At 44.8% G+C, this 24,596-nt stretch carries 18 protein-coding genes; 13 read left to right on the forward strand and 5 right to left on the reverse strand.

Annotation, left to right across the window (positions count from 1 at the left end; genetic code table 11):
- Positions 1-83: 83 nt before the first annotated feature.
- The 6 genes from ACE1CD_RS08470 (at position 84) to ACE1CD_RS08495 (ending at position 8,163) form a co-directional block, all read left to right on the forward strand.
- Positions 84-977, forward strand: coding sequence for a sulfotransferase domain-containing protein (locus ACE1CD_RS08470; RefSeq protein WP_374798425.1), 894 nt, complete (start codon positions 84-86; stop codon positions 975-977).
- A gap of 289 nt (positions 978-1,266) precedes the next feature.
- Positions 1,267-2,847, forward strand: coding sequence for an arylsulfatase (locus ACE1CD_RS08475; RefSeq protein WP_374823142.1), 1,581 nt, complete (start codon positions 1,267-1,269; stop codon positions 2,845-2,847).
- A gap of 140 nt (positions 2,848-2,987) precedes the next feature.
- The gene (locus tag ACE1CD_RS08480; RefSeq protein WP_374823145.1) at positions 2,988-4,010 is read left to right on the forward strand and encodes a methyltransferase; all 1,023 of its coding nucleotides are present in this window, start codon (positions 2,988-2,990) and stop codon (positions 4,008-4,010) included.
- 401 nt (positions 4,011-4,411) lie between these two features.
- The gene (locus ACE1CD_RS08485; protein WP_374823147.1) at positions 4,412-5,449 is read left to right on the forward strand and encodes a methyltransferase; all 1,038 of its coding nucleotides are present in this window, start codon (positions 4,412-4,414) and stop codon (positions 5,447-5,449) included.
- A 69-nt stretch (positions 5,450-5,518) separates the two neighbouring features.
- Positions 5,519-6,553 carry a methyltransferase gene (locus ACE1CD_RS08490; RefSeq protein ID WP_374823150.1) on the forward strand — a complete coding sequence of 345 codons (1,035 nt, stop codon included), beginning with the start codon at positions 5,519-5,521 and terminating at the stop codon, positions 6,551-6,553.
- 296 nt (positions 6,554-6,849) lie between these two features.
- On the forward strand, positions 6,850-8,163 hold the full coding sequence (locus tag ACE1CD_RS08495) for a condensation domain-containing protein (protein WP_374823152.1): 1,314 nt from the start codon (positions 6,850-6,852) through the stop codon (positions 8,161-8,163).
- A 315-nt stretch (positions 8,164-8,478) separates the two neighbouring features.
- Here the strand turns inward: ACE1CD_RS08495 and ACE1CD_RS08500 are convergent, their stop codons facing one another.
- Together ACE1CD_RS08500 and ACE1CD_RS08505 are read right to left on the reverse strand one after the other, a co-directional pair.
- Positions 8,479-9,498 carry a hypothetical protein gene (locus ACE1CD_RS08500; protein ID WP_374823155.1) on the reverse strand — a complete coding sequence of 340 codons (1,020 nt, stop codon included), beginning with the start codon at positions 9,496-9,498 and terminating at the stop codon, positions 8,479-8,481.
- Between the two features lie 48 nt (positions 9,499-9,546).
- Positions 9,547-10,971, reverse strand: a complete 1,425-nt coding sequence (locus ACE1CD_RS08505; RefSeq protein ID WP_374798441.1) for a pyridoxal-dependent decarboxylase — start codon at positions 10,969-10,971, stop codon at positions 9,547-9,549.
- 413 nt (positions 10,972-11,384) lie between these two features.
- On the opposite strand from ACE1CD_RS08505, the gene ACE1CD_RS08510 reads away from it, so the two are divergent.
- Entirely contained in the window at positions 11,385-11,585 is a 201-nt protein-coding gene (locus ACE1CD_RS08510) for a hypothetical protein (protein WP_374823158.1), read from the forward strand.
- A gap of 441 nt (positions 11,586-12,026) precedes the next feature.
- The gene (locus ACE1CD_RS08515) at positions 12,027-14,522 is read left to right on the forward strand and encodes a tyrosinase family protein (RefSeq protein WP_374823161.1); all 2,496 of its coding nucleotides are present in this window, start codon (positions 12,027-12,029) and stop codon (positions 14,520-14,522) included.
- Here ACE1CD_RS08515 and ACE1CD_RS08520 read toward each other — a convergent pair.
- On the reverse strand, positions 14,519-14,872 hold the full coding sequence (locus ACE1CD_RS08520) for a hypothetical protein (RefSeq protein ID WP_374798447.1): 354 nt from the start codon (positions 14,870-14,872) through the stop codon (positions 14,519-14,521). The two genes, ACE1CD_RS08515 and ACE1CD_RS08520, sit on opposite strands and share 4 nt — an antisense overlap.
- A gap of 288 nt (positions 14,873-15,160) precedes the next feature.
- On the opposite strand from ACE1CD_RS08520, the gene ACE1CD_RS08525 reads away from it, so the two are divergent.
- From ACE1CD_RS08525 to ACE1CD_RS08535, 3 genes are all read left to right on the forward strand, one after another.
- Entirely contained in the window at positions 15,161-15,583 is a 423-nt protein-coding gene (locus tag ACE1CD_RS08525; RefSeq protein ID WP_374798449.1) for a BlaI/MecI/CopY family transcriptional regulator, read from the forward strand.
- Entirely contained in the window at positions 15,583-16,425 is an 843-nt protein-coding gene (locus tag ACE1CD_RS08530; protein WP_374798451.1) for a M56 family metallopeptidase, read from the forward strand. Before ACE1CD_RS08525 ends, ACE1CD_RS08530 begins: the two co-directional genes overlap by 1 nt.
- 216 nt (positions 16,426-16,641) lie before the next feature.
- On the forward strand, positions 16,642-19,344 hold the full coding sequence (locus ACE1CD_RS08535; RefSeq protein ID WP_374823164.1) for a CHASE2 domain-containing protein: 2,703 nt from the start codon (positions 16,642-16,644) through the stop codon (positions 19,342-19,344).
- Between the two features lie 92 nt (positions 19,345-19,436).
- Here ACE1CD_RS08535 and ACE1CD_RS08540 read toward each other — a convergent pair whose 3' ends face one another.
- Positions 19,437-20,648, reverse strand: a complete 1,212-nt coding sequence (locus tag ACE1CD_RS08540) for a CapA family protein (protein WP_374823167.1) — start codon at positions 20,646-20,648, stop codon at positions 19,437-19,439.
- Positions 20,649-21,035: 387 nt separating this feature from the next.
- Complete coding sequence (locus ACE1CD_RS08545; RefSeq protein ID WP_374798457.1) at positions 21,036-21,821, reverse strand: RNA polymerase sigma factor SigF; 786 nt, start codon at positions 21,819-21,821, stop codon at positions 21,036-21,038.
- 349 nt (positions 21,822-22,170) lie between these two features.
- Here ACE1CD_RS08545 and ACE1CD_RS08550 point away from each other — a divergent pair, with 349 nt between their 5' ends.
- Entirely contained in the window at positions 22,171-22,899 is a 729-nt protein-coding gene (locus ACE1CD_RS08550; RefSeq protein ID WP_374798459.1) for a Bax inhibitor-1 family protein, read from the forward strand.
- Between the two features lie 344 nt (positions 22,900-23,243).
- A protein-coding gene (gene prfB / locus ACE1CD_RS08555) for a peptide chain release factor 2 (protein WP_374798461.1) occupies positions 23,244-24,369 on the forward strand; the annotation gives its coding sequence in 2 pieces (ribosomal slippage) (positions 23,244-23,318 and positions 23,320-24,369; 1,125 coding nt in all).
- Positions 24,370-24,596 lie beyond the last annotated feature (227 nt).

A 24,596-nucleotide genomic window follows, 5' to 3' on the forward strand; every position in this document is an offset into this window, starting at 1 on the left:
GAGAAAAAATCTGTGCCTTTGTGTCGTTAACTCAATCTTTCCTTTCTCTAATTTCTTGCAAAAAACTTGTTCGGCAATAAGTTATGAACTTAGTAGTAAAAAACATTTACAGCGATTCAACTATTTGGAACGCTGTCACCGCCCGCCCAACAGATATAATTATCGCTTCTTGCTACAAAGCGGGAACAACTTTGACGCAACAAATCGTCAACCTTCTCATAAATGGCAACAGCGAATTTAGCGGTTATAATACACTTCAAGAATTAAGCCCGTGGGTCGAACACACTCCCGATCCGCTTTTTGCTTCTCTAGAAGAAAAAATTACCCATATAGAAAAATTACCAGATCCAAGATTTCTGAAGACTCACCTACCTTTTGATGCTTTGCCTTATCATCCGGAGTGGAAGTACATTTATTTGGTGAGAGACGGAAGAGACGTAGCCTTATCCCTGTACAATCACAATGCAGGTTACGACCCCGCATTCTGGGATGTCAAATTGGAAGACAGTTTCTTAGAATTTTGGGATAACTGGCTAGAAACAGGAAGACATTTATGGCCTTTGTGGGATCATATAGATAGTTGGTGGCAAGTCAGAGATCGCCCCAATATACTTTTGATTCACTATGCCAACTTAATCGGCGATAAAGAAAACGAAATCGAAAGAATCGCTGAGTTTCTGGGCGTGAAAATGGATGCTACCAAAAAAGAAATTGTCATGCAGCAATCTTCCCTGGAATATATGAAAGAATATGCCGATAAATTCGCACCGCCAGGATTTATTCCGAAAGCTTTTTTCGGCAAAGGTAAAAATGGCGTGTGGAAAGATTTGTTAACAGCGGAGAAACTGGAAAAATATGAAGCTTTTATTATTGGGAAATTGGGAATAGAATGTGCCAACTGGGTAAAAAATGGCGGTTCATTACCTCCATTAGTAGAAAAAACTTTAGAAGAGGCAGTTGAACGCGATCTAAAATAAAATACTTTTTCATTAGTAAAATGATACCATGATGCCGTCGCAAAGTTCGTGCGATCGTCTGGTAAATAGCAGGCTATCCTGCACCAGCCCAACTTCAACTTTTCAAACCCTATTTCTGCTGAAATAGGCTTAGCAGCAAAAAGGAAATTTCCTCGCCATGTACAAAAGAATTTCAAAATTTCTCCTCCTCCTAAGTTTCTCCTCCTTCGCCCTGATCGGCTTTTCATTTTGGAAAAAAAGCTCGCAAGCCCAAAGCGACAGCGCCAAAAAAAAGGCTCCCAATATAGTTATGCTCATCGCCGATGATATGGGCTATTCCGATGTAGGCGCGTTTGGTGGTGAAATTTCTACCCCCAACATCGACGCCCTAGCGCGAGGAGGTATGAAGTTTACCAACTTCCACGCCGGGGCAGCTTGCTCGCCCAGCCGCTCTATGATGCTGACTGGGATAGATAACCACCTAGTTGGGCTCGGTACGATGGCGGAGGATTTAAGCGAGCGTCAGAAGGGCAATCCGGGCTATGAAGGCCATCTCAACGACAGAGTGGTGACTTTGCCCACCGTTTTAAAAGATGCTGGCTATAACACCTATATGGTAGGCAAGTGGCATTTAGGCCATGATGAAGGGCATCTTCCATCAGATAAAGGCTTTACCCAGTCGTTTGCGCTGATCCAAGGCGCAGCAACTCATTTTAGCCAAATGGGATACAGTCCGGGTAGTCCGATCGCCACCTACAAAAGCAATGGCAAAGATGCCCAACTACCCGCTAATTTTTACTCGACAGATTTTTATACGAATAAGCTGATCGAATTCATCAATCAGAATCGTAAAGATAACAAACCATTCTTCATTTACGGTGCTTTTACTTCGCCCCACGATCCCTTACAAGCTCCGCCCCAATACATTCGCAAGTACATGGGCAAGTACGATATAGGCTGGGATCGCATTCGCGAACAGCGTTTCCAACGCCTCAAGCAGCTTGGCATCATTCCGAACAATCTGCAATTGCCACCCAGACAACCTGGAGTTCCTGCTTGGGATAGCCTAACCCCAGAAAAGAAACGGTACAATGCTAAGCTGATGGCCATTTATGCCGGGATGGTTGACAACCTGGATACTAATATTGGCCGATTGATCGCTCACTTGAAGAGTATCGGCGAGTACGAAAATACCATCTTCGTGTTTATGTCCGACAACGGTGCAGCGGCGCACGACTTTGCTGCGGGACATAAGGAATTTGAGGATTGGTTCAAGAAGGAAGGTATTAATAACAGCTATGAAAATATAGGCAATAAAAACTCCTTTGTTGCCTATGGCGAAGGTTGGGCTGATGTCAGTGCAACTCCTTTCTTTGGCTTCAAAGGGAGAGTTTACGAAGGCGGTATTCGCGTACCGGTGATTGTTTACTATCCAAAGGCTATCAAAGCGGGCACCAAAACAGCTGCTTTTGCTTCGGTAATGGACTTTATGCCCACGTTCCTCGATTACGCAGGGTTTAAGCATCCCGGCACCAATTATCAAGGTCGTCCCATCCTTCCTATGAACGGACGTTCTATGCGTCCTTTGCTGGAGGGCAAAGCCGCTCGCATTTACGGTGAAAATGACGCAATAGGTTTCGAGTTATTTGGTGATGGGAACAGGGCGCTGTTCATGGGAGATTGGAAAGTCCTGAGAGTCAACAAGCCACGCGGGGATAATCAGTGGAAATTGTTTAACATTGCACAAGACCCCAGGGAAGTCGTTGATTTGGGCAAACAGTATCCGGACAAATTGAACAAAATGATTTCCTTGTACGAGCAATACGAAAAAGACAAGGGTGTTGTTTATTTTGATGATGACCCGGACAAAGTTTTCGATCGCGGACTGTAGTCGATCGATCTGTTTCTAGAACGATCGCTCTCTGGCTGAACTTTAGACTACTTCCTTTTAGGCTGGTAGTCTAAAGTTTTGATAAAAAGTAAATAAAAAAGCAACATTCTCACGCTAACGCTACACAAGAACTGACAGGTATGAATAATACGGCAACAAAATCACCAATGATTGCCTTTGTCGAACTGGCGAGTAAATATTGGATATCCCAAGCATTAAATGTCGCTGCCAAACTAGGTATTGCCGATTTTTTGATCCAAGAAGCCAAGACCGTTGATGAATTGGCACAAGCTACCAACAGTCACGCCTCCTCACTATACCGATTGCTTCGCTGCCTCGCCAGTGTCGGCGTCTTTACCGAAGTTGAGCCATATCGATTTGGGCTTACCCCCATTGCTGAATATCTTCGTAGCGATAATCCTTACTCGTTGCGAGATCAACCTATAATGCACTGCGAAGACTGGCATTGGCGAACTACAGGGGCGATGTTTGATGCTGTCAAAACAGGTAAACCTGCCATAAATCACCTTTTTAAAGTTAATAGTTATTGGGAATATTTAGTACAGCATCCTGAGTCTCAAGCACTATTCGATAAGGTGATGCTAGCTTCGGCGAGAAACTTTTATTCACCATTTGTCAAAACATACGATTTTTCCAATTGCACCAAACTGGTAGATGTAGCTGGTGGCAGAGGTTCTCTGTTAGCATCGATTTTAAAAATCAACCCGCATATGAAAGGTATTCTCTTCGATATGCCGCAGACTGTGGAAGAAGCAGGGCAGTTTTTAGAGAAGGAAGGAGTACTCGATCGCTGTGAAAGAATCGGCGGAAATATGTTTGAATCCGTGCCGAAAGGTGGAGATATTTATACTATATCTTACATTTTCATAGATTGGGATGATGAAAGTATAATTAAAGTGCTTAAAAATATCCGCAACGCCATAGCTGAAAACGGCAAACTGCTCGTACTCGATGCTGTTGTTCCTCCCGGCGATGAATATAGTTGGATCAAATGGGTCGATTTGGAAGAGATGACTCTAAGCTATGGAGGGCCGCGCACAGAGTCAGAATTTACAAAAGTATTTCAAGCGGGAGGATTTACACTTTCACGCATATTGACAATGGATACTCCTTGTAGCGTAATCGAGCTGATTCCTGCCTAATCGCGAACCTGCACAAGCTAAATTAGCTCTTGTGGATTTGTGGGTAAAAATGTTTGTTGTGTGTTACAGTTGAGTGCGATCGATGGGTGACGGCACGCTCGGAAAGGGAGAGGCAAGAGGGGAAATTTTGACTTTTGAATGTATGACTTTTCGATCGCCCGTGCCGTCCCCCACCCTACGATTAGATAAATTTGTATTATCACCACAATAAAGGGAGAGCCATATAAATCATCATTAAAGTCTTTAAATAAAAAATTATATTATTTTAATAAACTATTAACCGCCGGAAATTTAACTTTATTGTACTAACTTATTGGCAGACAAATACTACAAAACCTACCTACATTTTTGACGCAAAATTTGGTATTGTAATTGCAGATATTCAAGAGCATCCATAATTTATGAGTGAAACCCAAAACCTTCAAGATACTTCCGCAATGACAGCTTTTGTCGAACTTGCGAGCGGACTGTGGGTTAATCAAGCGCTGAGTGTTGCTGCGAGACTGGGTGTGGCTGACTTTCTCAAAGACGGAGCCAAAACTGCTGAGGAACTTGCACAAGCTACCGAAACTTATGCGCCCTCGCTATACCGATTGCTTCGTTCTCTCGCCAGTGTCGGTGTCTTTACTGAAGTTGAACCGCGCCGATTTGCGCTGACACCTATGGGTGAATATCTGCGTGACGATAATCCCTCTTCCTTACGCTATCAAGCAATCATGCACTGTAGCGATTGTAACTGGCCTGTAAAGGGTGAGATGTACCGAACTATCAAAGATGGTACTCCCGCAATCAAAGCCGTTTTCCAAGTAGATAATTACTTCGAGTACATGGAGCAACATCCCGAAGAGGGTGAGCTTTTTGGTAACGCAGTAGTGGGAATTTTGAGAAACTTTTGCCTACCATTGCTGGAAGAATACGACTTTTCTGGCTTCACTAAAGTTGTGGGTCAAGCTGGGCCAGAAACTGTATCGATTCCTTGGATACTGAAAAATAACCCGCAAATGCAAGGCGTTCTTTTTGGCCCGCCGCCGCTTGTCGCCGATGCAGCTGGCTACGTACAGAGCGAGGGTGTAGCAGAGCGATGCGAAACTATTGAGGGAGACCCTCTGGATACTTTCCCTCGCGGCGGTGACCTCTACAGCGTGTCTTACACTCTGATTGAAACGCCGGATGAAAGCTGTGTGAAGATGTTGCAAAATATCCGCAGGGTGATGAAGGATAACGGTAAGGTAATAGTTGTCGATTCATTGATTCTTCCTGGCGAGCAATACATTTGGAACAAATGGCTAGATGTGGAAGAAATGACGTTAGGAATAGGCAAAGTACGTACCGAAGAAGAATTCAAACTACTCTTTGAAGCGGCTGACTTTAAATTGACGCGCATTATCACCAAAGAAGGGGAAACTCCGGCGGTGCTGATGGAATTAGTTCCCGTATAAAAGTAAGAAACTTTTGGCTGCTTTTGTTACTTGCTTACTGGTTCCTTTGCAAATTTAACAGTAATAAAAATGACAACAATTCTAGATCCGCGCAGTAAATCACCCCTAATTGCTTTTTTGGAACTTAATAGTAGATACTGGGTTAACCATGCACTCAATGCTGCTGCTAAGTTGGGTATTGCTGATGTGATGAGCTATGAAGCTAAGAGCGTTGATGAAATCGCGCAAGCTTCGCAAACACACGCTCCCTCGCTGTACCGATTGCTTCGCACTTTGGCTAGTGTTGGTGTGTTTGCGGAAGTTGAACCCCATCGCTTTGCACTCACCCCGATGGCGGAATATCTCCGCACCGACAATCCCCAATCTCTACGCCATCAGTTGATGATGCACTGCGCTCAGTGGCATTTGCAATTCACTAAAGAATTGATTAATTCTATTAAAGATGGCCAACCTGCGGTAACCCACGCTTATCAGATTAACACTTTGTATGAATACTTCGATCGCGATGCGGAAGCGGGAGAACTGTTCAATCTAGCAATGGTCGGTCTGACGCGGAACTTCCACATCCCATTAGTGAAAGCTTATGACTTTTCTGGGTACAGTAAGGTAGTAGATTTAGCTGGCGGTCAAGGAGCTTTGATTTCAGAAATTCTCAAAGCCAATCCCCACTTGCAGGGTGTTTTGTTCGATTTACCGCAAGCTGTGGATCAAGCCGCAGATTTCCTCGCAGAACAGGGAGTAGCCGATCGCTGCGAGCGAGTAGGTGGAGATATGTTTAAATCTATACCTAAAGGTGCAGATCTCTACACAATTTCTTACAGTATTATCGATTGCAACGATGAGAGTGCGATCGCGCTCCTGAGTAGCATTCGCCAGGGAATGGCTGACAACGCTAAGTTACTGGTAATTGATTCGATCGCACCCACAGGAGATGAATATCACTGGGTCAAATGGTTAGATTTAGATGTGCTATCTATTGGCAAGGGTGGCGCACGCACCGAGTCGGAATTTAGGGAACTCTTCGGCAAAGGAGGTTTTGAATTAGTACGGATTATCAATGCAGGAACTCCCGTTAGCGCGATGGAATTAATTCCGATCGGCTAACAGCTAGCTACTCTTTGATATTGAATTTTGATGATGGTTTGTAGTTTGCAGTTCGAGACTTGTTAAACAAACTGTGAACTACAAACTATTCTTCAATACCTATGAGTATCGCTGAGTCCTAAAATCTGCAAAAAAGAGGGCTAATACTAAATCCGGGTTAACGACCCCCGTGATAATGAAGCGCTTTCTGAGCAGGGGAGAGAAGAGGAAAAATATAAAGGGGGTAAATCACCCGGATTTGATATAATATTTTTATACAATTCAAAGGCTTTTCGATCGGTGCGGAGGCTAAAAATATGGAACTTATCCAAGGAGATCGTAATTCTGTGTATCGGCTTCTCGGAGCGGAAGAACAGATGCTTTGGTTAGGCGACATAGCTCACCCAATGCACTTTGCAATGACAGCACAAATCAAAGGAAAATTTAGCATTGAGCAATTGAAGCAGGCACTTGCACTGGTGCAACAGAGACATCCATTACTGCGAGTGCGTATTGCCCTTGATGAAGCAGGACAACCCTGTTTTGTAGAAGCAGATACCAGTATTCCAGTTCGAGTTGTGCAGCGACAGGGAGAGCAACATTGGCAACGAGAAGTCGAACGAGAACTCTCCATACCCTTTGTGTTTTGGGAAGCTCCTTTAGTGCGCGTAGTATTGCTGCACTCAACGGATGTCTCGGAATTGATTTTAACTTGCTATCACCCCATATCAGATGGGATGTCCGCCGCCTACTTGATTCGAGATATTTTACAGGCGATCGCCATACCTGAAGCTAACACAAATTCTTTGCCATTACCTCCTTCACTGGAAGACTTGGTTCCACGCAAAACTGACGAAAATCCTCTTCCTTTACAACCGACCAATACCCGCATTAGGAACCAAGCAGAATTAACTCAACGCTCACAACTCAACACTCAAAATTCTGATTTCCGTGATTGCTTATACTCCGGTTCGCTTTCAAAAGAAACAACGACCCTACTTATTTCCCGTTGTCGCCATGAGCAAACAACTGTTCATGGTGCTATTTGTGCTGCTTTCCTGCTAGCACTCATACGTCAAAACAGTTCCGAACAACCCCAAATTCTCAAATGTTTTTCAGCCATTAACATTCGGCGATACCTAATACCTCCAGTTGGAGAAGATGTCGGTCTGTACGTTTCCGCAGAACTGACTTCCCACACATTAACCGCCGATGGGCGGCTGTGGGACGTTGCGAGGTCTTTGAAACAGCAACTAAATCGGGGAATGGCATCTGAGACAATCTTTCGGGGAATACCTCAAGTTGAAGTATGGATGTCTGAAAATCCCAGTCCCAGTCAAGTGCTGGAAGGAATGTTAGAAGAGTATGGCTGCGATCTGCTGGTGGCTAATTTGGGGCGCTTAAGCTTGCCTCAAAAGTTCGGCGATCTAGAGCTGCAAGCAATCTATGGCCCTGCGACGATAACGGGTATGGAAAAGAAAGCGATGGTGGCAATTGCTACTTTGGGAGATCGGCTATTTTTTGTTTTGGTTTGTCCGCATTCCCTCACCACATTTGGAACGGCTGAAAATCTTAAGAAAGATGCTATGCAGCTACTTAATGCGGCGATCGAAACACCGTCTCCAGTTTAACTCTATATTCTCTGACTAGCAGATTTAGTTGGGGTTATTGGCTCCAGTAACGTAGTATTAGAGCTTATGAATGGGGAGAGAGCTATTAGTCAAGACCAAGCTAAAATCTTGGGAGAAATGTTTAAAGTATCGCCGAATTTATTTATTTAAAATTATCGCGATCGCTTGTTTTATGGGGTGAGTGCGATCGGTGGGTTATGGCACGGGAATAATTATCGATCGAGAGTGCTGAAATTATCGCCTGTGCCTAACCCATCCTACGATTAAATAAGTTTCTATTACCACCACAAAAACGAGACAGCCTAAGTATTTTGCTTACAAGGACGATCGCACTGGATCGGCGATCGATAGTTCTGCTGTGGATGTGGAAGATAAGCCAGAATCCTGCAAACCGAAGCCTCTCATCAGTAAGTCTACCAGGGTTTTAAAGCCGAGTTCGACATATTGCTTGTCGTCCAACGGTAACAAATCTTCCGGCATCTTGATGTCGCTTTTTGCCTGTAACATACGCAGGCGATTGATTTCAAACCTAGTCAGCGTTTCGGTGGCTTTGAGTTTGGGCAATAGCAGGCTACCATGTTCGCTTCCGCCAAAGCGATCGCAAACTGCTTTATGGGAAGTTGCCAGCACCTTGTAGCTGGAGATAAACTCTTCGTGCTGATGTTTTAGCTGGTCTGGTAAAGAGCCAAAGTAAGGATGAAGTCTCTTCCATATTGTGATTAAAAAATTGTGGTCGAGCATCATAATCCCGCTGAGTTCTTGACCCATTTTCGGACGCACCTGAGATCGGAAAACTTCACCGCCAATCCTTCCAGCCATCTCCATCGCCGCACCGGAACTTAGCATCAAGGTTGAGGCTGTTTCTAGTTCAATTGCAGCTGCTTTTAAGTTGTTGGCTAAAAGATGAGATTCAAAGCGCAAGAAGCAGATAATTAAACCTTGAATTAACGAAATGAAAGACCAGTGAGTAGTCAGCCAATATTCGTTGCCGTCAGATAGGAGAAGGTCTAAAGAAGCAGTTGCTTCCTGAAAAGCCTTTTTCGATATCAAAATACTGGCAAGCAGAATTTGGCACTGCGCGTCATCTTCGGAATGAAGGCGCTTGATACGGAAGTAATCGTCGCAAACTTGCTCATCTGGCGTACCGCTAGGGCGAATGTCTTCGGTTCTTAAGTTTATCAGTAAAGCATCGATCGCCTGTTGAATGTGGGTTTTTGATGGAGAAGGTTGAGCAATGATGCCGAGAAAATCGCTGACTTTATATAAGAACGACTCGCTTAATTTGTAGCTGGCTGACAGCTTTTCTGGTGCCAACAAATAAAAGTTATCAGTCATATTCTGAAAGTTTCCTTCTTGTAGGTAATTTACTGGAGATTGAACAAATTAAACTGTGACTGCTAACGACTCGGCTACTTCGCAAATTAATTGCCAAGCTAGCTCAACGTTAGCTTTATCTGTTTTGGCTTGTGCGATCGCCATTCTTAAAATTAATTTCCCGTCGAGCTTGGTGCCGGTGAAGTAGACTTTTCCAGAAGAATTGATCGTATCGAGGATTGTTTGGTTTGCCTTGTCGTCGCCTTTATAGCGAAAACATACTAAGTTGAGGGGGGGATTCACAACTAGCTCAAAACTAGGGTGAGATTTTACCCATTCGGCAAATTCTTGTGCCAACGCGACGTGCTTGCGGACGTAGTATTGCAAACCTTCAACGCCGTAATGTCGAATCGCAAACCAAAGTTTGAGACTTCTAAAACGGCGTCCGAGAGGAATTTGCCAATCTCGATAGTCGATGACTTTACCGGATTCGGTGGCTTGATTTTTCAGGTATTCGGGTACGATCGAGAGTGCCTGAGTCAGCTTTGTTCTATCCTTTACCCAGAAGCAGGTGCAGTCAAAGTTAGTCAACATCCACTTATGGGGGTTAAAGCAATAGCTATCGGCAAACTCCATACCTTGATGAATCCACCGGAATTCGGGACATAAAGCGGCTGTACCGCACATTGCCGCGTCAACGTGAAGCCAGATATTGTATTTTTGGGCGATCGCTCCCAATGCCGGCAGAGGATCGATCGCGTTCGATGATGTTGTCCCGACGGTAGCTGCCAAATAGCAGGGGATTAATCCAGCTTTGAGATCTGCTTCGATGCACTGTTCCAGCACATCCGGTTTCATGGCATAGTTGCGATCGACTTCGATGAAGCGGACATTTTCTCGGCGCAAGCCGGCAATTTTGATGCCTTTTTCAATTGATGAGTGCGCCTGAGTGGAAATGTAGGCTACCAATTTGTTAATATCTGCGTTGGCTTGTTCTCTCGCTGCTACCAAGGCTGCCAAACAAGCGCTGCTGGCTGTATCGTGAATTACTCCTCCGCCAGTGCCGGCGGATTTAAACTGTTGCGGTAGCTCCAGCATATCCACCAGCCAGTCTAGTACGTGGGTTTCTAATTCAGTGCAGGCAGGTGAAGTGATCCACAACATTCCTTGGATTGCCACTCCGCCACTGATTAGATCTCCTAGAATTGCGGGCCCAGAAATGGCACCTGGGAAGAAGGCGAAGAAGTTGGGCGATTGCCAATTTGTCAATCCCGGCACGATAATGCGATCGAGGTCTTGCAAAATTTCCTCGAACGATTCTCCTGTTTGCGGTGCATTTTCTGGTAATTTCGCTCTTATATCTCCCGGTTCCACTTGAGAAAGAACGGGCAGGTTCTCGATGTTTTCCCAGTATTTAACTATCCAGTCGATCGTTTTATATCCCCATTGACGAAATTCTTCTGGAGACATATGGTAATCTTGCTCTGCTGTCATTTCTAAAGCCCCGCTCTGGTAGATATTGATATTAATGTTACTGGTTTTTTGTTGTTAATTATTATCGCTGCCCGGTATTCACACTTTTTTAGTATGGGCTTTTTTGCAGATTTTAATTTTTAGTAGTATTAGCTAGTCATATATTTTTATGTGGTATTTTTGTGTATGAAACCAGCATACAACAGGTCGTTTATGTTTATTAGCAGCGAATTTGTAGTAAAAGTAGGATACAATAATTTATATTTTTGATTGGAGCCGTTATCATAATAAGTTTTACTAATGAGTTAATTTATGTAGCAGTCTAGTAAACTGGGTATAATGGCAAGTTCTGCGATCGCTCCGCTTAAATATAAGTTCAATGAAGAATGTTTAAGAAGTGCCTGTTAAGAACAATTCCTATCCATAGGCGAAAAGTGGAAAACTTACACTTGCAGCGTCGAAAATTAGGCGGTTCCTTTGTTTGTGCTGGCAGCCTCTGCTTTTGGGAACAGGTGATTGTGTGCGGGCGATCGAGTTGCAGGGATAACTTTTCGGTGAAATTTGAAGATTTGTCACAAAATCCGAGATTTCCTACGAGTGGGAATTCTAAATTAGCGGCAGCACTCCCCGATTGATGTGTCGGGGGTAAGATTATTGAACATAAAAAAGTAGGAAAAGTAGGAAAAGTAGGAAAAGTAGCTTTTATTAAGCTTGTCTAAGGACTGGCTTGATTTTTATTCAGGTTTTGATAAACTGCAATAGTTATTGCCTTCTTTTGTTCAAGTCAACCCTGGAAGGAAAAAACAAACATCCAACTAAAGTAAAGGTAATCACCTCAAATCAAGGGTTAAGGTTTCTGTGTGAAAAGGGTAATGTTATAGTTGTACCACGCAAAAAAATCACTCATATTGTTTTTATGTTTGTCGGAACTGGGTGGTGGTAGGATAACAAAACCAAAAATAAATTAATTCAGAACCTGTTAATCGACCCCTATAAAAACCTATACAACTGTTGTAATTCGCACAGTTGAAGGTGAAGACTTTTGCCGTAAATTTACAAAGGAAAAGCCGAATATCATGGAAGAAAACCTAAACCAAACAGATCCGATGGATATGACGATGGACATGGGAGACTCTATGTCGAATATGTCCGAAGAAACAATGCAAATTCAGACATCCAGCTCAAGCCCAGTGGCGCAGGCAGATGGAGAGGGATTTCGGCAATACGACGAACTGATCGCTGCACTGAGTACGCCTAATAAAAAAGAACGGAAAAGCGTTCTAGACCTCACTCAAGACGAGAAAAACGCTTACACCAGCGCCGTTGTGAGCTTGAGCAACACACCAGTAGCAGGCACAGACCTTAGCGTTCTGGATCTGTTTGTGATGCTCCATGTGGAGATCATGGCCTTTGCCGCGATGCCCAGAATGGAAGGCATGGATATGGGCGAAGGGCCTTTGGCTGAGGCGGGCATTAACGCAGCGCACTTCGCTCCCGCCTTCGCATCTTGGCACCGGGAACTGTTGGCGCGGTATGAAAAGGCGTTGCAGCAAGTTTCGGGAAATCCCAACCTCACCGTACCTTATTGGGATTTTACCGATCCGAGAACGCTGGATGTCTTGTTCTCTCCCAATTTTCTCGGCGGTAATGGCGTCGGTGAAAACATCACCTACACGCCCACTGTTGACCAAAACTTGTTCCCAGATTTACCTGCAACTGTTACGCTGGTGGGCGGCCCAGTCAAAGATGGGCCATTTACTAAAGCGAACGGCTACTCGATCGACCCCAGAATCCACACATCTCTGGAAGATAGCGCCAGTCGGGGTGACGAGGTGAGAAGGTATCTCTACAACGAACCTTGGGGGAAGAATATCATCCCCAAAGAGGATGTGGAAGGTTTGATGGCGCTAGACGATCCGAGTTTATTCATCAGCGCCCTGGAAGGAGACATCAGAGCCAGAGTGCTTGGGGATAGTAGCATTAAAATTGACTACCCCTACACTAACGGCGATAGCTTTCGTTTCTTCACCCACAACTACATCCACGATTTCATCGGCGGTACCGGTCTGACCGCCGATCCGGGCTATATAGTGGAAGGAACGATGAATATTTCTTCCTCGCCCTACGATCCGGTATTCTGGATGCTCCATGCCAATATCGATCGTCTGTGGACGGAATGGCAGGCGGACGGACATAACGGCCCTGATTTCCACTCTACCTATAACCCAATCACTCCGGGCGTACCCCTACCCTACGGACAAAATCTCGATGATTTGTTCTGGCCGTGGGATAATCGCCAGAATACTCCCCGTTATATCTTGGCTCAGACAGATAAAGACGGCAATCCATTGGAGCGCCTCGACATTAACAGCATCCTTAATAGTGTTTACGGAAACGAAGTTGTCCGCCTCAGAGATCCGATCGATCTGTCGTCCGGTCGTTTCGACTACACCTACACTTCCCTAGCTACAAGAGTAAATCCGGCAAACAGCATCACCGCTGAAATGCTGCTAAACCCGGTTTATTACCTCAAATCAAACGCTGACTTAGCGGCTGCCGTTAACAGCGGTACTCTTAGCAGTTCCTTGGCGCACTTCAGCCAAAAAGGTTTTGCCGAAGGACGCAACCCCAGTGCCATATTTGACAAGTACGTTGCAGACAACCCGGATGTGGCAGCGGGCATTGCTAAGGGTCAGTACAAAAGCGGTTTTGACCACTTCATCAAGCGGGGGATGATAGAGGGTCGGGGACTTGCCCGACAAATGGCTGGGTTGGACTCGCTGTATAAATTCCTCAACCCAGATGTCGCTCAAGCTGTGAAAACAGGACTGTTCAGTAGCGGGATAGAACATTTATTCCGCTTCGGTTTGGCAGAAAATCGCAACCCCTTCACCATCTACAATGCGATCGCGGAAAACTTTGATTATGCCTACTACGAAGCTAAAAACACAGATGTAGCCACAGCAGTTGTGCAAGGCAAATACAGCAGTTCCCTGCAACATTTTATTGAATCTGGGATGTTTGAAGGACGCGACCCCAGTCGTCTGTTCAGCAACAAAGCTTACGGAGTCAACAATCCGGACGTAGCTAATGCCATCGGACAAGGTTCGTTTAGCAGTGCTTTTGAACACTTTTTACTCTTCGGTGCGTCGGAAGAAAGACCCACTTCCGCAGGTACGGCAGTCAGCTATGAAAAGGGTGCGACGAAAACCGGTACTGCTGGCGATGATGTTCTTCTGGGTGGTTTTGGCAATGATGTGCTGGTTGGCAATGCTGGAGACGATCTGCTCGACGGTTGTGATGGCAATGATACCCTCACTGGCGGTGCAGGTATGGACAGGTTTGTGCTGTCAAGCAAAATGGGTATGAAGACGATCTCTGACTTTACTGTCGGTCAAGACACCCTGCAATTACCTACAGGTATAACGTTTGGCAATTTGTCTCTCTACCTGGTAACTGGTAGTTCTGCACAAAATACCATGATTACCAATACTACGACTGGTGAAATGTTGGCAACTCTTAATGGTGTCGCGCCTACCTCGATCGCCGCCAGTTCGTTCGTGACAGTTTAAGTTCTCTCAAATCCCAAACCGATCGCATCTAATTTTTCCTTGACGAAATAGCCTAAATGTGCCGTCAACCCAAACTGGGGAGCTACGGTTCGAGCGGGCGATCGACAAGCGATCGAGTCAGACCGATTTTTTGTCAATAAACGTCGGTATTTGTGAATTACTGCGGTTTTAATTTCATTAAACGGGGCTGATTGACACTGTGGCAATTGCTCCGGATCGGATACCGATACTGCGCCGCACAAACCGATCTGATAAACCCACACTTGCAAAGCAGGTAGTGGGTTTTTATTTTGGACGATCTGTTCGCTTAATGTATTTAGACAGATGGACAGTTGGCTATGTTTCTTCACAATTAAAAAAGGCCGATCGCCATAAAAATTTAGGCTCTCTCAAGGGGTGAAAGTCGTTTTTATCATCCTAATTGACGAGCTATTGACAAATGCCTCATTCCTATGTATGGCGCTTTGGTACGCTGGGTAGAAGTGCAGTTATTCAATGCTGATATCATGAGTAATGATAAGTAAATTACCAGGCTTAAATCAAAAGACAAACTGTAAAACTTCGCTCCACAGACCGAACCAGAAAAGATAAAAATACCTTTCACATAGAGAGTAAACGTAGCGGTAAGATAAAATACTATGGCATCTCTACCAAACTACCGTCCCAAACAACTTTCCCTTGGCCCGTTGGAAACAGAGATCTTAAACATTGTTTGGGAACTCGGTGAAGCGACGGTCAAAGACGTACACGATCGCATTCTCGCAGATCCAGACCGAGAATTAGCTTATGCCTCAGTTACGACAGTGCTGCGTCGCCTCACCAATAAAGGTTGGCTGAGTTACGAGAAGAGAGGGCGTACCTTTTTTTGGCAACCGATGTTAACTCGCTCTGAGGCTCAAGTCATCAAGGCGCACGATCGATTGCAGCAATTTCTGGCAGTGGGAAACCCTGACGTAGTAGCGGCTTTCGCTGATAGCCTGGATTCTGCTAGCATAGAGCAATTAAATGCCATCGCCCAACGTATTGCTGAAGCACGCCTTGCCAGAGAGGAGGGGAAGTAATGCACTTATTTATGATGCTGGCTGTTGCGATCTTGGCATGGTTTTTTAGGTTGGATCGCATAGAGCCAATGGGGAATTGGAGCGATCGCTATTCGCGAGTGCTGTTATTATTTTTATTTCCGCCTTTGTTACTCCTGACGACAGCTATTTCTGTGGTTTGTATGGGCCCAGAGGGAGAAATGGTGGATATTGGCACTGGATGGTTAAGCTACTTACTGGCGAGCGGCTTTTTAGGTTGGGTTGTCTTAAAGTGGCTGAAGGCAGCAATCAAAGGATGGGTGACTGTGAGAAAAGTTCGCCGCTATCCGCAACTCAAAATGGAAGGAAAAATTTGCCGCCTTCTGGATACACCCATTCCCTATTGTGCCCAGATCGGTTTTTGGCAGCCAGAATTAGTCGTCAGTCAAGGATTGTTGGAAAAGCTCGATCGCGCTCATCTAGAAGCAGTATTGGCCCACGAGAAAGCGCATTGCTATTATCGGGATACCTTCGGGTTTTTCTGGCTGGGGTGGATGGGATCGATCGCTCCCTGGTTGCCGAATACAGAGAGTTTGTGGCAAGAATTATTGGTATTGCGGGAACTTCGTGCTGACAGTTGGGCTGCAAAATTTGTCGATCCCCTGCTGTTAGCTGAATCTTTGTTACAAGTAGTAAGCTATCCGGCGATGGAGTCGGATAGCTTATGCGCTACCTTCAGTTCGGCTGTGCGTAAAAATCGTTTGCAACAAAGGATTGACGCGCTGCTAGGAGAACCTGAGTCGGCGCGTCAGTTAAGCTGGTGGTCTTGGGTTTTGTTACTGACTGCATTCTTACCTTTAATAGTTATACCTTTTCATAGTTGAAAAAACATTCTAAGTTTGCTTGTCCGACTACCCAGAGGCGCAGGAACACTAAAGCCTGCGAAGAGACGTACCTGTGTTTGGTTGTGTTTCCACAGCCAAGCAAGGGAACTCGCAGAAATCGGAAATCTCAGCAGCGATGCCGAAATTCACCCGCTATACCTTGTAGTTAACCGTGGGAGCAGATCGATTAAATTATAACTGCTGAATCTTAAACTAATGAATAATTATCAATATCAAGTAGGCGGAAGTTTAACCAGCGATGCCCCCAGTTATGTAGAGCGACAGGCAGATGTAGAACTTTACGAAGCCCTAAAACAAGGTGAGTTTTGCTACGTCCTTAACTCACGTCAAATGGGCAAATCGTCGCTTTTAGTAAGAACAAAACACCGTCTCGAACGAGAGGGATTTAAATGCACTGCTGTAGATATGACGAATATCGGCAGCGAAAGTATTACTCCACTGCAATGGTATAAGGGTTTTGTTGCGGAGTTGTGGTCTGGCTTCAAATTATTAGGAAAAATTAACTTAAAAGCTTGGTGGAAAGAACAAGAAGATGTATCTTACTTACAGAGATTGAGTTGGTTTATTGACGAATTAATCAGAATTCATTTTCCAAACGATCGGCTATTTATATTTCTTGATGAAGTTGATAGTATACTTAGTTTAGATTTTCCTGTAGATGACTTTTTTGCGTTAATTAGGTTTTGTTATAACCAAAGAGCAATTAACCCGGAATACAAACGAATTACTTTTGCTATTTTTGGGGTGGCAACGCCATCGGATTTAATAAAGCAGAGAAGTCGGACTCCATTTAATATCGGCAAAGCGATAGAAATGCGCGGCTTTAATTTGCAGGAAGCTCTGCCATTAGCGCAGGGATTAAAAATAAAATATGGAGATGCTCAGACAATTTTAAAAGAAATTTTAGCTTGGACGGAAGGACAGCCATTTCTCAGTCAGAAAATATGTAAATTAGCTACGAGTTTAAGCCCAAATACTACAAACGGAGTGCTGACTATTCCGCCAGGAACAGAGGCATATTGGGTAGAAAGCATCGTCAGGTCGCACATTATCGATCGCTGGGAATCTCAGGATGAACCGGAACACCTGAGAACCATACGCGATCGCATCGAACGCAACGGCAAACGCACTGGCCGAATGCTGGGAATTTACCAAAAAATTTTACAAGGAGTGCCAGTTGAAACAGATGATAGCCCCGAACAAATAGAGTTGCTCCTCAGTGGATTGGTTGTCAGACACCAGGGATTCCTAAAAGTAAAAAACCGCATTTATGAAGCAGTATTCAATCTCCAATGGGTAGAACAACAATTAGCTTACTTACGTCCTTATTCGCAGTCTTTGGAAGCTTGGGTTGCTTCCAAACGAACCGATGAATCCCGTTTGTTGCGCGGACAAGCTCTCAAAGATGCGTTAGCTTGGGCATTGGGTAAAAGTTTAACCGACTTAGATTATCAATATTTGTCTGCCAGTCAAGAATTGAGTAAGCGGGAAACAGAAGTTGCCCTTGAATCTCTAGCACAAGCTAATCAAATCCTTTCATCTGCCAGACGGAGAGTGAAGAAAGAACGTCTCAGGCACAGAATTTGGCTTGGTTGGACTGGGATAATTGCTGTTTGTGCTGCCGGCACCATTATGCTGTTACGTTTGACGGGATTGTTGCAGGGGATGGAATGGAATGCTTTAGACACATTTTTTAGCTGGCGTCCTTTAGAATCACCCGATCCGCGTATAGTTATTGTCACTGTTGATGAAACCGATATTACCAAGATTAGGAAGTGGCCCATTCCCGATTTATTTTTGGCGCAAGTAATTAAAAATATCAAAGCTCGCAATCCTAGAGTAATCGGTCTCGATTTATATCGAGATTTACCTGTAGAACCAGGTCATCAGGTATTAGAGGAGATATTTAAATCTACGCCCAATCTAATTGGAATTGAAAAAATTGTCGGCAGTCGCGTCAATCCACCGCCAATCTTAGACAAGTTACGGCTAGTTGGATTTGCCGATGTGATATTAGATGCGGATGGCAAAACCCGTCGCGGTTTGATATCGGTGGAAAACCAAAACCAAGTTCATCAGGCTTTGGGATTGCAGCTCGCTTTAATGTATTTGAATGCAGAAAAAGTGACTGCAAAACAAATAGACCGGCGGCGGTTACAATTCGGTCGAGCTTTCTTCGCACCATTTGATAGTAATGATGGCGGATATGTCCGAGCTGATGCTGGCGGTTATCAAATCTTGCTCAACTATCGCGGTACGTTAGAAAATTTCCAAACAATCTCGTTTTCTGACGTGCTGAATAACCGGATCCCGCCAGATTTTATGAAAGCTCGAATTGTTTTGATCGGAACGACTGCGGAAAGCCTCAACGACCTCTTCTATACACCTTATGGTAGTAGTTTATTTCGCACGTCCGATCGCACGCCGGGAGTTGCGATTCACGCTAACTTAACCAGTCATATTTTAAGTGCTGTTTTGGATGGCAGACCTTCAATCCAAGTTTGGAATGAAGCGCAAGAGTGGTTGTGGATTTTGCTTTGGTCGTTGCTTGGCGCAGCGTTAACCTGGCGGTTTAGGTGTTTGAGAGCGATAGCTCTCAGTATTTGTTTAGCAGTTGCTGGGTTATTATTAGTAACTTATTTGGCTTTTTTGCAGGGATGGTGGTTACCTCTTGTACCGCCGATGCTGGGTTTATTTGGGGGTGCGATCGCTCTCGGTATCGTCATCAACAAACAAGTAGAACAGATTCAACTGCAAAGAATTTTGGAGTTACTTTTACAAGAATGCGTCACTTATCCTACGGCTGGACGCATTGCGATCGAATATCTGAAGCAATCTGAAAGTGATAGCGATCGAGCTTGGATCGAGCAGTGGCTAATCGAGCGCCATTTGCACTGAATTCCTGCTACAAATTCAGTTATAGCTAGGGCGTCGGGCGTCGGGCGTCGGGATTAGGGGAAGAAGTCTTTAGAATCAAGGGTTTCAGGAACTCAGAATGCCTTAACCGCCTTGGCGGTTGCTATATTTTGAGTACCTAAAGATTTCAGATGATTGTTCATCTGCACGAGTTGCTTTTGCAGAACAGGATAATAAGTAGTTGGAATGAGCGGGTCTTTTTTTGTTTTGATTACTGCTGCGATCGGCACAACCCGAAAATTCAACTTATTATTCAACCTATAATTCTGAGTCCAAGTAGGGATTGCTTCCACGTTGCTAATCTCTATGGTTTTTTCCGGAAAGCGTTTGCGAATGTTCACAGAAAAAATAACGCCAAGGTCTTTGTAATTACCCACCTGATATGCAATAAAATTACCCATTGAATAAATAGCCACCGCCGTTCTGGGTTTGCCATCTTTTCGCCGCAAATTGAAAATTTGGTATGGTTGAACAACGTGGGGATGACTGCCCAGAATAATATCAGCACCCGCTTCTACCAACCGCTTCACCAATTGTTTTTGTGCGAGGGTAGGTTGACGCTGGTACTCATTGCCAAAATGCAAGCAAAGCGTCACTACATCAGCTCCCTCTTTTCTAGCTCTGGCGATATCTTTGACTATTTTCTTTTCATCGAGCAGTGAAATAAGATAGTTTTTTCCTTTTGGTATAGGGATGCCATTTGTGCCATAGGTGTATGCCATTATCGCCATCGAAATGTCGTTTTTACGGACAAACAAAATCTTTGAGGCTGACTGAGGGGAAGTAGCCGTGCCGGTTGAAGGTATGCCCCGCTTCTGGATATTTTTAATCGTATTAATTATGCCCTTTTCGCCTTTATCTAAAGCATGATTGTTGGCATTTGTCAATACATTAAATCCAGCTTTTTTGGCAGCATCGACTATTTCGGCGGGCGCATTAAAAATCGGAAATTCTGAGTAGCCGAATTCGGGCCCTGCGACAGGAACCTCCAGATTAGCGATCGCCCAATCACCTGTAGAAATTATCGGTTTTACTTCTTTGAAAAAGTTATCAAAATTATAGGTTTTAGTTTGGGGATTGTAACCCGATCGAGTGAGAGCTAAGTGCATCAAGATATCGCCAACTGCAATCAATTTAGCTTCTTTTGTATAAGCACTCGACTTTGGCTCGACTTGTGAGTTAGAAGAGGGTTTACTTTGTTCGATCGCCTTTTTATTTGTATTCCCAATTTGACTGCAACCAGAAATCAACAATACGAAAATTATCAGCAATGATTTAAATTTCATAAGAATTTAGGCTCCTCAGAAAGTTTCTCGAATCAAACTTACGCTAGGATTACTGGGCATACTGTAAGTGTAGGGGAAGTTCATCAATTTCCCCTAAACCTAGAATACCGATTCAGTATACAGTATAGGGGATGATGGACTGAGTTTCTTTCGTTGGTAAGCTGGATATTTCGTTGCTATAAGCAAAAAAAATCGGTTCTTCCTAAATTTATCCTCGACAAGAACGATTTTTCATAGAAACCGATTTTCTTTGCGTCAGTCTAAAGTTATTTCAACACCTGAAGTCGAAAACAGACAAGCAAGACAAGGAAAAAGGTAATATTTACTGTGGTTTGGCTTATCTATATGAAAACTGTTGTATTGCATTACCAATCATCTTTTCACGATTTAGCTCGCCAAACCAGCAGTCTGATGTTGCAGCATAGACACTAATTGTTCAATTCCTTTTTGCAAATGTCGCGTTACCGTCATTGGACTGACACCAATCCTTTTAGCTGCTTCTTTCCGGGGTAGTTCCCGTAGAAACACGCACTCAATAGCTGCTCTAGTTTTTTCTTCTAACTGGCTCATTGCACCTTGCAGTTGTTGCCGCTCTTCCTCTAGATTTTGGAAAGCTTGGTAGCGAGAGTCAGGTAAAGTTTCTGCCAAACTTACCGGACAATCTACTTGATGGCTAATCGTAGCATCCAAACTTAGGGGTTGACGATTTTGTGCAGCCAACTGACTTTCACGCCACTCTTGAAGAGATACTTTTAGTAGTTGAGCAATTTCACTATCTTTAGGTGTTCTACCGAGTTTTGCCGTCAGATCTTTACGTACCTTTTCCCCTTCGTTGTAGAGTTCTTGCCATCTGCGGGGAACCTTGACTATACTACTTTTATCGCGCAGAAAGTGCAGCATTTCGCCCCGAATGTAAGGAATAGCAAAGGAACTGAAAGCACATCCTTGCGTGGGGTCGAAGCGCTCGATCGCACGAATCAAACCAAAATAACCAATTTGTTCCAAATCTTCATAGGGTTCGGCACACTGATGGCTGATGCGGTGGGCAACCTTGCGAACCAAACCAGCGTGCAGCTGCACCAGTTGATTCCGCAGAGCAACTGTGGGATTTTGGTGGTAGGAAATCATCTTTTCCATCCCATAGGAGCTGATATCAGACTGAGTTGCTGTCATAAAAAATCCTCTGCCGTCAAACGCCATCTCGTATGTATCTCTTTGAGGTCATCTCTCCTTGGGCTGATATTTAGAGCGTTGACCCTATCTAAATTCATTGTCTGTAGATAAGCAAAGAGATACCATCGTTGTTCCACGGAAATCAGAACAAAGGTTGCACGGAGAATCAGCAGAAACACGCAAGCAATCTCAGCCGCCCCGAACGTCGGCTTTAGCTTTTTTTAAGGATAAGCGGATCGACTCCCACCACCCTCTCCTCAGCGAATGGCTTAGGATCTAAGTGAAAATAAGACTAAAAAGCAATTTTGGCTTGTTAAGCAAAGATCCCCCAAGCGAGTGAGGAAACTGCATGAGTTATACAAGCAACTTCCGCGAAGCAATTCGGGACGCCAAAGGCAATGCGCTTGTTGGCCCCAACGTAATTGCCAACGCCCTTCCCTTTTTGGGTGGTGGGTTGGTTTTAACTGCGATCGGTACCTACGGCGGTTTGGGAGTTATCCGTAACTACCCATCTTTATTCTTCCCAACTTTAATCGCTGCCGTTATCGTCGAGTTGATTCTTTTCTTTGTGGCCCAAGGTGTTGCCGCCAAAGGCAACAACAAACTTGCCCTGCCGCTTTTGGCTACCTACAGCCTGCTGTCCGGCTACACCCTCAGCGGATTGGTATTCGTAGCGCTAGGCACAAACGGCGTCGGCATTCAAGGCGTTGGCGTTGCTGCCCTTGGCTGCGGCATCGCCTTTATTGCCAGTCGCCAAATAGGTTCCAACTTATCTGAAGAAGATGGAATGGCCTTGACTAGAACAGTAAGCATGGGGATTATTGCCCTGTGCCTTGTCGTTCTCGGTCAATTCCTGTTGGCACTATTCGGCGTCTATACCCCAACTTGGTTAGAAATCGGCATTTCCGGGATTGGCGTCTTCTTGTTTGCCGGTGCTGCTGTGGTAGATTTCTTTATTTTGCCCCGTACCTACCGCGACGACGAGTACCTGCCAGCAGCGCTGTCGATGTACTTAACTTACATCAACTTGTTTGTCTTCATCTTGCGGTTGCTGATCGCCATCAATAGCCGCGACTAACACCTAGTTGCATTAATTTCATCAGTAGGGTGGGCAATGCCCACCCTTTTCGCTTTTCTCACCCTATGCAGTTGCTAAAAAAACGAAGGTATAGCAAAAGTCAAAAGTCACTCAGTCAAAAGTCACTCATTGAAATGCTTGCTGTGAATTGGTTCTGGCGTTTTAGGGTGCCCTAACCGCCCTGGCGGTTGCTATATTCTCAAAATGCCCAGTTTCCCATCACTGTCAGACGAAGAAATCTATCGACAAGTAGCCAAGATCGCGGGGCAGTTTAAAATATTGCAATAGTCTAAAATAGACAACAGTGCCATCTTCTGCATCACTGAATTATCTCGCTAAGAACCATGATCGAACTTGTAGACATCAAACGCGAAGTCGAAACGTTGTCCCAGCGCCTGGGTAAAACCCAGGACTATCTTTGACGTACCTGCACTGAAAGCAAAAATTCAAGACCTGGAGCAGTTGGCAGCGCAACCGGAATTTTGGAACGACCAAACTACTGCCCAGCAAACACTTCAAGAACTCAACGACCTCAAATCGCACTTAGAGCAATTTCAGCAGTGGAAAAATAGCTTGGAAGATACTAAGGCGATCGCAGAATTGCTGGAGTTGGAAACCGACCCGGCACTGCTGGCAGAAGCCCAAACCAATGTTACCAAGCTCACCCACGAACTCGATCGCTGGGAATTGCAACAGTTGCTGTCTGGGGAATACGATGCCAAAGGCGCAGTGCTGACGATTAACGCCGGTGCCGGCGGTACAGACGCCCAAGACTGGGCCCAGATGCTGCTGCGGATGTACACCCGTTGGGGAGAAAGCCACGGTTATAAAGTACACTTGACCGAAATTTCCGAAGGGGATGAAGCTGGACTAAAATCTGCCACCTTGGAAATTGACGGTCGCTACGCCTACGGTTATCTAAAAGCTGAAAAAGGAACCCACCGCTTGGTGCGAATTTCCCCCTTCAACGCCAACGGCAAACGGCAAACCAGTTTTGCAGGGGTAGAAGTTATGCCAATTTTGGATAACAGCATTCAGCTGGAGATTCCAGAAAAGGATTTGGAAATTACCACTTCTCGTTCTGGTGGCAAAGGCGGTCAAAATGTCAACAAGGTGGAAACAGCCGTACAGATCAAGCACATTCCCACCGGCATTGCCGTGCGCTGTACCGAGGAGCGCTCCCAGCTGCAAAACAAGGAGAAAGCGCTTGCTCGACTAAAGGCAAAGCTACTGGTGATCGCCCAAGAGCAAAAAGCCAAAGAAATCGCTCAAATTCGGGGTGACATAGTAGAAGCAGCCTGGGGCAACCAGATCCGCAACTATGTCTTCCATCCCTACCAACTGGTGAAGGATCTGCGTACTGACGTGGAAACTACTGCGATCGTAGATATCATGAACGGGGAACTCGACTCCTTTATGGAAGCTTATCTGCGTCAGGAAAATCAACTGGTGGAGAGCAGCTCGGTCTGAGATCGAAAGAGGGGCTAGGGGTTAGGGATTAGGGGTTAGGGGTTAGGGGTTAGGGGTTAGGGGGAAGAGGGAAGAGGGAAAATATTAATTCTTCCGCTCCCCCCCAACCCCCCCCCCCCCCCACCCCCCCCCCCCCACAAAAAAAAACAAAAATAAAAAAAAAATTAAAATATTAAAAAAAAAATTTTTAAAAAAATTTTTAAAAAAAAAAAAAAAAATATTAAAAA

The organism is Aerosakkonema sp. BLCC-F183, from assembly GCF_041929145.1.
In the GTDB taxonomy this organism is placed as follows: Bacteria; Cyanobacteriota; Cyanobacteriia; order Cyanobacteriales; family Aerosakkonemataceae; genus Aerosakkonema.